The sequence below is a fragment of the Nonomuraea sp. NPDC049709 genome, from assembly GCF_040674815.1.
Classification (GTDB): domain Bacteria; phylum Actinomycetota; class Actinomycetes; order Streptosporangiales; family Streptosporangiaceae; genus Nonomuraea.
The window spans coordinates 1-10,043 of the sequence record NZ_JBFANM010000166.1; the positions used below are offsets into that span (position 1 = coordinate 1).

The 10,043-nt window shown below is 67.2% G+C and carries 13 protein-coding genes and 1 pseudogene; 1 reads left to right on the plus strand and 13 read right to left on the minus strand.

The genetic code is table 11. The features are described 5' to 3' along the window. From AB0J69_RS60695 to AB0J69_RS60725, 7 genes are all read right to left on the minus strand, one after another. Positions 1 to 2,126: DNA-directed RNA polymerase subunit beta (locus tag AB0J69_RS60695; protein ID WP_364138223.1), on the minus strand; the 2,126-nt coding region annotated here is incomplete at its 3' end. Positions 2,127 to 2,562: 436 nt separating this feature from the next. Then, complete coding sequence (locus AB0J69_RS60700; RefSeq protein ID WP_364138226.1) at positions 2,563 to 3,069, minus strand: hypothetical protein; 507 nt, start codon at positions 3,067 to 3,069, stop codon at positions 2,563 to 2,565. Continuing rightward, a complete protein-coding gene (locus tag AB0J69_RS60705; RefSeq protein ID WP_364138229.1) occupies positions 3,066 to 3,566 on the minus strand; it encodes a hypothetical protein in 501 nt (166 codons plus the stop codon). Before AB0J69_RS60705 ends, AB0J69_RS60700 begins: the two co-directional genes overlap by 4 nt. Positions 3,567 to 3,934: 368 nt before the next feature. After that, positions 3,935 to 4,111, minus strand: coding sequence for a hypothetical protein (locus tag AB0J69_RS60710; RefSeq protein WP_364138232.1), 177 nt, complete (start codon positions 4,109 to 4,111; stop codon positions 3,935 to 3,937). Between the two features lie 6 nt (positions 4,112 to 4,117). Beyond that, positions 4,118 to 4,336 (minus strand): ABC transporter permease, encoded by a 219-nt coding sequence (locus AB0J69_RS60715; RefSeq protein ID WP_364138235.1) that lies wholly within the window; start codon positions 4,334 to 4,336, stop codon positions 4,118 to 4,120. A 20-nt stretch (positions 4,337 to 4,356) separates the two neighbouring features. Further along, positions 4,357 to 5,358, minus strand: coding sequence for an ABC transporter ATP-binding protein (locus AB0J69_RS60720; RefSeq protein WP_364138237.1), 1,002 nt, complete (start codon positions 5,356 to 5,358; stop codon positions 4,357 to 4,359). Between the two features lie 127 nt (positions 5,359 to 5,485). Next, positions 5,486 to 6,052 carry a TetR family transcriptional regulator gene (locus tag AB0J69_RS60725; protein WP_364138240.1) on the minus strand — a complete coding sequence of 189 codons (567 nt, stop codon included), beginning with the start codon at positions 6,050 to 6,052 and terminating at the stop codon, positions 5,486 to 5,488. Between the two features lie 89 nt (positions 6,053 to 6,141). Here AB0J69_RS60725 and AB0J69_RS60730 point away from each other — a divergent pair, with 89 nt between their 5' ends. Then, the gene (locus AB0J69_RS60730) at positions 6,142 to 6,528 is read left to right on the plus strand and encodes a nuclear transport factor 2 family protein (protein ID WP_364138243.1); all 387 of its coding nucleotides are present in this window, start codon (positions 6,142 to 6,144) and stop codon (positions 6,526 to 6,528) included. On the opposite strand, the gene AB0J69_RS60735 is transcribed toward AB0J69_RS60730, so the two are convergent. The 6 genes and pseudogenes from AB0J69_RS60735 to AB0J69_RS60760 all read right to left on the minus strand — a co-directional run bounded on the left by AB0J69_RS60735 (position 6,525) and on the right by AB0J69_RS60760 (position 9,876). Further along, positions 6,525 to 6,977 (minus strand): RDD family protein, encoded by a 453-nt coding sequence (locus tag AB0J69_RS60735; protein ID WP_364138246.1) that lies wholly within the window; start codon positions 6,975 to 6,977, stop codon positions 6,525 to 6,527. The two genes, AB0J69_RS60730 and AB0J69_RS60735, sit on opposite strands and share 4 nt — an antisense overlap. Before the next feature lie 51 nt (positions 6,978 to 7,028). Then, entirely contained in the window at positions 7,029 to 7,160 is a 132-nt protein-coding gene (locus AB0J69_RS60740) for a hypothetical protein (RefSeq protein ID WP_364138249.1), read from the minus strand. Positions 7,161 to 7,209: 49 nt separating this feature from the next. Further along, positions 7,210 to 7,737: pseudogene (locus AB0J69_RS60745) on the minus strand (glycosyltransferase family 39 protein); the annotation flags it as partial. Between the two features lie 90 nt (positions 7,738 to 7,827). Then, positions 7,828 to 8,220: a 50S ribosomal protein L7/L12 gene (rplL, locus tag AB0J69_RS60750; RefSeq protein WP_185070580.1), complete on the minus strand. Its 393-nt coding sequence runs from the start codon at positions 8,218 to 8,220 to the stop codon at positions 7,828 to 7,830. 71 nt (positions 8,221 to 8,291) lie between these two features. Further along, on the minus strand, positions 8,292 to 8,816 hold the full coding sequence (rplJ, locus tag AB0J69_RS60755; protein ID WP_364138252.1) for a 50S ribosomal protein L10: 525 nt from the start codon (positions 8,814 to 8,816) through the stop codon (positions 8,292 to 8,294). Positions 8,817 to 9,054: 238 nt separating this feature from the next. After that, positions 9,055 to 9,876 carry an LppX_LprAFG lipoprotein gene (locus tag AB0J69_RS60760; RefSeq protein WP_364138255.1) on the minus strand — a complete coding sequence of 274 codons (822 nt, stop codon included), beginning with the start codon at positions 9,874 to 9,876 and terminating at the stop codon, positions 9,055 to 9,057. Positions 9,877 to 10,043: the final 167 nt, after the last annotated feature.

Here is a 10,043-nt window from a genome sequence, read left to right on the forward strand (position 1 = left end):
CCCTCCCACGGCATGAACGCCACGAGCAGGTTCTTGCCCAGCGCCATCTCGCCGTTGTCGGTGCACGGACCGTCGGCGATGACCTGGTTGACCTCCACCCGGTCGCCCTCGGCCACGATCGGCTTCTGGTTGAACGAGGTGCCCTGGTTGGACCGCTTGAACTTGGCGACCCGGTAGGTCGTCCGGGTGCCGTCGTCGTTCATCACGGTGATGTAGTCGGCGGAGACCTCCTCCACCACACCGGCCTTCTCGGCGCTGATCACGTCACCGGCATCGGTCGCGGCACGGTATTCCATGCCGGTGCCGACCAGCGGCGCCTCGCTCTTGAGCAGCGGCACCGACTGGCGCTGCATGTTGGAGCCCATGAGCGCGCGGTTGGCGTCGTCGTGCTCGAGGAAGGGGATCATCGCGGTGGCCACCGACACCATCTGGCGCGGCGACACGTCGATGTAGTCGACCTCCTCGGCACGGGCGAGCTCGGTCTCACCGCCCTTGGTGCGGACCAGGACGCGCGACTCGGCGAACGACCCGTCGGCGTTGAGCACCGTGTTGGCCTGCGCCTTGACGTAGCGGTCTTCCTCGTCGGCGGTGAGGTAGTCGATGTGCTCGGTGACCTTGCCGTCGACGACCTTGCGGTAGGGCGTCTCCACGAAGCCGAACGCGTTGATCCGGCCGTAGGAGGCCAGCGAGCCGATCAGGCCGATGTTCGGGCCTTCAGGGGTCTCGATCGGGCACATCCGGCCGTAGTGGGACGGGTGCACGTCACGGACCTCGAAGCCGGCCCGCTCACGGGACAGACCACCGGGGCCCAGCGCGGACAGACGCCGCTTGTGCGTCAGGCCGGCCAGCGGGTTGGTCTGGTCCATGAACTGCGACAGCTGCGAGGTGCCGAAGAACTCCTTGATCGACGCCACGACCGGGCGGATGTTGATCAGGGTCTGCGGCGTGATCGCCTCGACGTCCTGCGTGGTCATCCGCTCGCGGACGACGCGCTCCATCCGGGCCAGGCCCAGGCGGACCTGGTTCTGGATGAGCTCGCCGACACTGCGCAGGCGGCGGTTGCCGAAGTGGTCGATGTCGTCGACCTCGACGATGACCTCACGGTCGTTGGCACCCGGCATCGACTCCTCGCCCGCGTGCAGGCGGACGATGTACTCGATCGTGGCGACGATGTCGTCCTCGGTCAGGGTGCCCAGCGTGATCTCGGCGTCGACGCCCAGCTTCTTGTTGATCTTGTAGCGGCCCACCTTGGCGAGGTCGTACCGCTTGGGGTTGAAGTAGAGGTTCTCCAGCAGGGTCTGCGCCGACTCCTTGGTCGGCGGCTCACCGGGCCGCAGCTTGCGGTAGATGTCGAGCAGAGCGTCATCCTGGCCGGCCGTGTGGTCCTTCTCCAGGGTGGCCCGCATCGACTCGTACTGGCCGAAGCGCTCGAGGATCTGCTCGTTGGTCCATCCCAGTGCCTTGAGAAGCACGGTGACGGCCTGCTTGCGCTTGCGGTCGATGCGCACACCGACGCTGTCGCGCTTGTCGATCTCGAACTCGAGCCAGGCACCCCTGGACGGGATGACCTTGCAGCCGTAGAGGTCCTTGTCGGACGTCTTGTCGACATTGCGTTCGAAGTAGACGCCGGGCGAACGGACCAGCTGCGAAACCACGACACGCTCGGTGCCGTTGATGATGAACGTGCCCTTCGGCGTCATGAGCGGGAAATCGCCCATGAACACCGTCTGGCTCTTGATCTCACCGGTGGTGTTATTGATGAACTCCGCCGTCACGAACATCGGGGCGGAGAAGGTCATGTCCTTCTCTTTGCACTCATCTACGGAGTACTTCGGCGGCTCGAACCGGTGATCGCGGAACGACAAGGACATAGTCCCCGAGAAGTCCTCGATAGGACTGATCTCTTCGAAGATCTCTTCGAGACCCGACTGGGTCGGGACGTCCTTGCGCCCGGCCTGGCGAGCCGCCTCTACCCGGGCCTTCCACTTCTCGTTGCCGAGCAACCAGTCGAAGGACTCGGTCTGCAGGGCGAGAAGGTCAGGAACTTCGAGAGGCTCCTGGATACGCGCGAAAGAGACGCGACGGGGACCAGCGGGTACGGCGGAGGCGTTGCGCGAGGCTGCCAACAGATGTCCTTCCGAGGGCTCGCGGCGGACTGACTACACGCACGCCAGACAACCTCGCAACGTGAGCAAGCATCGCGGGTCGTCAAAGGGCAGCGCAAAGGGGCAGTGTAGCCGAACGGCACACGCCTGTCCACTTCGCCCTCGCTGCATGCTCCACGTTGGTCGCAGCATCGCCCGTTCAGGCGGAAACGTCAAGCCCGCGAGCCCGACTTTTAGCCGACTCAGGGCCCGGACGCTGGGTTTTCTCCCCTGTGTGACTGATCGCCTACCGCCAGGCCCAAGACGATACCCGCGAACGGGGGCGGTTAACGCTCTGTCACACCGGGGGGCGAACCCATGCCGACAACCGGTGTAGCTGTGACTGGGTTACCCCTATCAAGGCCTTCGCTAAACCTGATTTTTGGTAACAATTGAAGGAAGCGGCACGCCCGTGATCTCAGGGCCCCCCGGCGGTCCCCAGGAGAGTGGACAGGGCCGCCACCAGCCAGCGCGAGTCTTGCCGCACCATGACGAACCTGGCCCGGTTGTAGGAGAACTCGTTCCTCAACCCTTCTTTACCGGGGATCTCCTTGACCGTACCAGTGTTCACGAAGAGCAGAACCTCTACCCGGTCGGGCTCGGCGCGCTCGACCCCGGCCCCCGCGATGGACACGGTCTGCACGATCTTCTGCTCCCTGGCCCTGGACGCCAGGGTCGTGCTCAGCTCCTTGTAGTGCTTGGTCAGCTCTCCCGTGGTGAACGTCGCGGCCCGCGCCAGGTCCTCCTCGACCGTCCGGTAGTCGTACGAGAGCAGGTCGGGCGCGACCTTCTTGGCCGCGGCCACGGCCTCCACCCCGGCCGCGTCGGCGTCGCGCAGGTCCCGCAGGTTGAACCACATGGTCGGCACCAGCACCCCCGCCACCACGACGAGGATGCCGAGCAGCGCGATCGTGAAGATCCTCACTGCACCTGCACCACCTTCGACACCAGCCAGAGACCGCCGACCTTGCTCACGTCCATCTGCCATCGGTAGTAGCGGTCCTCGGGCGGGCTCTTGGAGCCGTCCCAGCGGATCTCCACATCGGCCACGACCAGCACCTTCGCCGTGGTCCCCGTCATCGAGACCAGCCCTGTCGCGCGCAGCACGCCGTGCTGGACGACCTTGTTCTCGACGGTGGTGGACTTGAGCTTGCCGGCGTTGGTCGTGTACTCGGTCTTCGCCACCCCGGTGGAGGTGTCGAGGATGCGCCGCAGATCGGTGTCGACGGTCCGGTAGTCGAGCGAGACCAGGTTCTTCGCGTGGGTCCCCGCGGCCAGGAGCGCAGCCTGCTTGTCGCCTGCCCTGCCCTGCTCGTCGCGCGCCTGGGCGGCGATCCACGTGCCGGTGCCGACGAGCGCCGCCAGCACCCCGCTGAGCGCCGCGATCAGGATGCGAGCGGGCCGAACAGCGAGTCCTGCCACGTCTGCTCACCCCTCTCCCGGCTGGTCGCTGCCGGATCATAACGCGACAGCCACTCCCGAAGTCCGCGATTCGACGGAGCCGGTTGGGCAGGCGGCGCGGTTGCGGGCCCGCGCACTCCGGTCCCGCCGTCGCGGGGCTCCCCGCAGCAGGTCCCGGGGGTCACGTCCTGCGGGTGGCGCCCGCGTGCGCGCTTGTACCCGCGGCGGTACGGCGGCGGCCCGTCGAGGTCGAGGCCGCGGGCGAGCACGTTCGGCAGGTCGCGGGAACCCTTCCGGAAGGAATCGGTCAAGGCCGCCAGATCTCCCGCAAATGCCCTTCAGATGGCCCCCAGAAGCCCGCTGAGCGCCCAGCACGGCCTTTCCCTGACTCAGACCGCCGCGGTCTCGGGAAGCACCTTCTCAGCCTGTCCGAGCAGCGCGCCGAACGCCTCGTCCAGCTCGGTCACGACCGTCTCCAGGTCGCGCTCACGTACGGAGAGGCGACCCGGGCCCTCGTACCCGCCGGCATGATCTCCTCGACGCGGCCCACGCGCCGCCCGCAGCACCCGCGATCACCAGCGCAGCCACCACGGACCGACCTCGCGCACGACGCCGAGCACGGCCGTCGCGCCGGTGAACGACTGGCCCCCGAACTGGCGGATCAGGTTGCCGGTGCGCATGGCCGGCACGGCGCCGAAGGGGATGGCGACGAGCGCGGCGGGCATGGCGCTGACGATGAACCACCCGATCACCTCCGTCACCACAGGCGCGGGGAGCATTCCAAGTGGCACGCACGAGGCTCCATCAGCTGCTAGGCGATGCCGTGGAGGTGGGCGTTGACCAGGCGGGGATATTCCTCCAGCCAGTTGCGGCCGCGCTCGTCCACGAAGGACCCCTGCGGCGGGATCACCCCGTTGGCCGCCAGCCAGGTGCCCGGCGGCTGCTGGGTGCGGCGCATCCGGTTGCCGGTCGGCATGAGCTGCGGCGGGATCGGCGGCAGCGCCCCGGGGTCGTGCCCCATCTGCGCCTCGGCCTCCAGCTCGGAGACGTCCTTCTCCTCCGACATGCCGATGGGGCCGTGTTTCCTGGCGTTCAGGAACTGCCGCACCGCCGGCTCGTCGCTCGACAGCAACATCTCGCGCGGGCCGAACATCACCAGCTCCCGCCGGAACAACATCCCGATGCTGTCGGGCACGGTGCGGGCGGTGTTGATGTCGTGCGTCACGATCAGGAACGTCGCCTCGATCTCGGTGTTGAGGTCGACGATGAGCTGGTTGAGCAGCGCGGTGCGGACCGGGTCGAGGCCGGAGTCGGGCTCGTCGAACAGGATGATCTCCGGGTCCAGCACCAGCGCCCTGGCCAGCCCGGCGCGCTTGCGCATGCCGCCGGAGATCTCCCCCGGCAACTTGGTCTCGGCGCCCAGCAGGCCGACGAGCTCCATCTTCTCCATGACGATCTGGCGGATCTGGGTCTCGCTCTTCCTGGTGTGCTCGCGCAGCGGGAAGGCGATGTTGTCGAACAGGTTGAGCGAGCCGAACAGGGCGCCGTCCTGGAACAGCACGCCGAAGAGGCGGCGCAGCTCGTAGAGCTTGCTCTCGCTGCAGTTGGCCAGGTCGTAGCCGTCGATCCAGATGTGCCCGCGGTCGGGCCTGAGCAGGCCCACCAGGGTCTTGAGGAAGACCGACTTGCCGGTGCCCGAGGGGCCGAGCAGCACCGAGATCTCGCCCGCGGGGAGCGTGAGCGAGACGTCCTCCCAGATGACCTGCCGACCGAACGACTTGGTCAACCCGTCGACCACGACTTCGACGCCCACTGCCCACCTTCCCGATCGCAGGGAGTATTCAGGGGATAACGTGCCGCAAACTTTACTTCGACATTGCCCTCACCGTAACGACGTACCGGCGAATGGGAACCGGATCCGGGACCTTGTTACCGGGCGGTTATGAGACTTCTTGTCCAGTAAGGGCGCGGAGGCCGGGGCGGAGCAGGCGGGCCAGCTCCTCCTGCGGCACCCCCCGGAGCTCGTCGAGCTCCAGGAGCTGGTGGCCCACGGTCACGCCGAGCATGACCAGCGTCATCAGCGCCGCGCGCAGCCGCGCGTCGTCGCCGGGCAGGGTCTCGGCGAGCCGGTCGATCTGCTTGCCCAGCACCAGCCGGGCCGACGTCGCGGCCTCGGGGTGGGTGAGCATGGAGCGCATCATGGCCAGCGAGCTCTGCGGCAGCTCGCCCATCTTCACGGTGAGCGTGCCGAGCAGGTGCTCGACGACCTCGTCCGGGTCCAGGTCCCCGCCGGAGGGCAGTGTCACGCGTACGGCCTGCTGGAACAGCTCCTGCTTGCTCCCGAAGTACTGCATCACGAGGGCCGGGTCGACCCCGGCCGCCTTGGCGATGCCCCTGATGGTGGCGCGCTCGTATCCCACGTCGGCGAAGAGCGACCTGGCCGCGTCGAGGATCCTCCCCTCGGTCCTGCGCCGCCTCTCGGCCCGCGGAAGCACCTTGTCAGCCACGAGCCGACTCTACATGCGTTGACCCACTCGGCAGTTTCGCTCTACGCTCGTTGAGTCAACACTCGTTGAGCGAAATGAGGGGACGTTTCATGTCCATCGAAGAGATCGTCGCGGGCTACCACGCGGCCATGGTGCACAAGTCGCCCGACGAGCTGGCCGAGCTCTACGCGGCGGACGGGCTGCACGAGTTCCCGTTCGGCGGGCTGCCCGCGTACCGGGGGAAGGAGGAGGTCCGCGCGGGGTACCGCAAGATGTGGGGCTCGACCCCGTTCGAGGTCGAGGAGGTACGCCGGCTGGCGCTGCACCGGACGGAGGACCCCGAGGTCGTGGTGGTGGAGCAGGACACGATCGTCGCGGCCGGCGACCGGCGGATCACCGTCCCCAGCCTCGCCGTGATCCGGATCAGAGACGGCCTGATCATCCACAACCGGGACTACATGGACACCAGCGCCATCGCCGAGGTGCGGGCGGGCTAGGCACGCGGCTTCTCGGGGACGTTCACGACGACGGTGTTCGCGCAGAGGTCGTGGTAACACCGCCTCTTCTGGTCCCAGAACAAGTGCTGGCCGTCGAGCAGCCCGATGAACCAGCCCACCACCGGGATCATCGGGACGAAGGCGAAGAAGCCGGCACGGATGGCGGACGCCCGCAGCGACGGCGGGCGGCCCGTGGCCGGCGAGACCACCATGATCCTGAACAGCCGTTTGCCGATCGTCTGCCCGTAGCGGGCGTGCAGCAGCCAGAAGTAGAGGAATTCGAAGATCAGGAAGACCAGGTCGTCCGTGTCTCTTGTCACCGCCTCCACCGCCACCTCGATGGGCCACGTGAGCAGCCCGCACACGAGGAGGTCGACGACGATGGCGAGGAACCGCGCGGACCGGGGGGCGATCCATAAGCGGACGGCGTGGGGAGTGGAATCGATCATTCGGCGATTCTCCCGTTTCCCGAGGAGTGCCCCGCCCAGGACCGGGTGAGATCAGACCGTGGTGCCGCCGACCGTGGCGGCGGTGAACGTCTCCTGCACCCAGGCCGCGATCTCCGCCGCGTCGTCGCTGCCGCCCGTGCTCCGCCCGGCGCCTCCCATGCCGGTGCCGACGAAGTACGGCAAGCACCAGGAACGCCTGCAACATCTTCGCCAGGAACACGAACCCGATGGCGCTCCCGGCCGGCACCAGCCACCGCGTGGGGCCGCGCTCCTGGGCCCTGACCACGCCGTATGCGGCGACGGTCAGCAGCAGGACCAGCAGCGCGTCGGGATTGTTGAACCGGAACATCAGCACGGCCACGGGAGGCAGCGCCATCGCGGCCCCGGCCGGCAGCCCCGTCCAGGCGGAGAACAGCCGGCGCACCGAGGCGTACACCATGGCCACCGTGCCGACGCCCATGAGCGCCTGCGGCACCAGGACGGCCCACGAGTCGAGCCCGAACAGCCGCACGCTCAGCGCCATCGGCCACAGCAAGGCGGGCGTCTTGTCGACGGTGATCGCGCCGGCGGCGTCGGAAGCCCCGAAGAAGAACGCCTTCCAGCTCTGGCTGCCGGCCTGCACCGCCGCCGAGTAGAAGGGATTGGCCCACCCCGAGGCCCCAGACCCCAGAGGTAGACCACGCTGGGCACGCCGATTGGCGACCCGAGGAGACGAGCGTGAGAATCCTCTGAGCCACCGGCACCGGCGCGCGCCGCTCATGGCCCCGGAACGCGAAAAGAGGCGGGCACACCCGGCACCAGGGTGTATCCGCCTCTTTCCGAAGAGCTCTTGCGTGAAGCGAAGGGGAAGTTACTTCACGGTCACGGTGGCGCCGGCGCCCTCGAGGGCAGCCTTGGCCTTCTCCGCCTGCTCCTTGTTGACCTTGCCGTCGAAGACCGGCTTGGGAGCGCCGTCCACCAGGTCCTTGGCCTCCTTGAGGCCCAGGGACGTGAGGGCGCGGATCTCCTTGATGACCTGGATCTTCTTGTCGCCGGCGGCCTCGAGGATGACGTCGAACTCGTCCTGCTCCTCAACGGCGGCGGCCTCGCCACCACCAGCGGCGGCGGGGGCGGCGGCAACCGCGACGGGGGCGGCGGCCTTGACGTCGAAGACCTCTTCGAACTGCTTCACGAACTCGGACAGCTCGAGGAGGGTCATCTCCTTGAACGCGTCGAGCAGCTCGTCGGTGCTGAGCTTCGCCATGATGGTTTCCTTACGTTTAGGACTTGCTGAAAACTAGGAACGGGACCGCGGTAGTTGCGGCAACCCCCGTGTTACTCGCCAGCCTCGTCGCGCTTGGCGCGCAGGGCGTCGGCCAGCTGAGCCATCTGCGTGGGCAGAGCGGCGAACATCGCTGCGGCAGCGCTCTGCTTCGCCTTCATGGCACCGGCAAGCTTCGCGAGGAGGACCTCGCGGGACTCGAGGTCGGCGAGCTTGGTGATCTCGGAGGCGTCGAGCGTCTTGCCGTCGAGGACGCCGCCCTTGATCACCAGAAGGGGATTGGCCTTGGCGAAGTCACGCAGACCCTTGGCTGCCTCGACAACGTCTCCGTTGACGAAGGCGATCGCGGTCGGACCGGCGAGCAGGCTGTCGAGGCCCGCAAGACCGGCCTCGTTGGCCGCGATCTTGGTCAGGGTGTTCTTCGCCACGGCGAACTTCGCATTCCCACCGAGAGAGACGCGCAGCTCCTTGAGCTGAGCAACGGTGAGACCGCGGTACTCGGTCAGAACGGCGGCGGCGCTGCCTTCGAACTCACGCTTGAGCTCGGCAACCGCTGTCGCCTTATCCGCCCTCGCCATGGGCCTCCTTCCAGATGTGCCACCGGCGAAGGGCCCTGAAATGAGAACAGCCCCGAGCGCAGGGCGCACGGGGCTCGCACACACGGATCAAACCATGTGGGAAACTCGCATCACACCTGCGCGGGCCGTCCACTTGACGTGGAACCTTCGGTCGCCAGGCTTTGAGGCACCTGACGACGACCGGCGGTCTTTGGCAACGACCAGACTACGTCCTGGCCGCCGAGTTTCCAAATCGTTCTCAGTTGGTCGTGCCCTTGGGCAGCTCTCCCACCTGGTCAGCGGGCGGGGCCTGGATGTTGACGGCCTCGTTGAAGTCCTTGAAGAACAGGGTGGCGTCGAGCGTGGCGCCCTCCTTGGAGCCGTTCAGCGCGAGCTTGCGCGGCAGCCCGTCGGCGGCCACCCAGACGTCGAACTTGACGTCCTTCAGCTCCGCCAGGCCCTGGCGCGCCTGCTCCTGCTTGTCGGCGGGCAACTGCTGCACGGCCGCCTCCACGGGGAAGGTGCCGCTGTAGTGAGTCGTGTCCTCGCCGTTGACACTCTCGTTACCGACGGACTTCACGTCCTGCGAGGCGGTGACCAGCTTGGTCATGTTGCCGAGATCGAACTGCTGGATCTGGCCGAGGTACTGGTTCACCTGCGCGGAGTCGCCCATCTCGCTCAGCGTGAACTTCATCCACGGCTTGGTGGCGCCCATGAGCTCCTTGAGGGCCTCCACCTTCACGTAGACGGTGTCGCCCTGCAGCACGGCACGTACGCCACCCGGCAGGCTGCGCCCGCCCATGTCGACGGTGTCGAGCGTGACGTCGGCGGCGAGCTGGGGCTTGCTCTGGTAGAGCATGCGACCCTGCACCTTGCCGGCGCCCTCTTGCGGGTGCGTCACGTTCACCACGGCGTCCACCGTGTAGCTGGTGATCTCCGCGGTCTTCTGCGCGGCTTGCGCGAGTACTTCGGAGGCGGCCAGGTTGACCTGGATGGGCTGGGCGTTCGATCCGCAACCGGCGACCGCCGCCACAACGAGCGCGGCACCGGCCGCGGCCATACTTATCGTGCGCTTCAGCATGTCTTGACCCTACTTTTAGGTTTCCGCGCTGTGGCGTCTTCCCCGCATAAATAGGGGAAAACCCAGGGTTAACCCCAATGCCGGGAAGTTAGGACGGCTGGCGGTTGCGTCAAGGTGTTCGGCTGAACCAGAGACATGAGAACGGAGATCCAGTAGAACGGGTGATC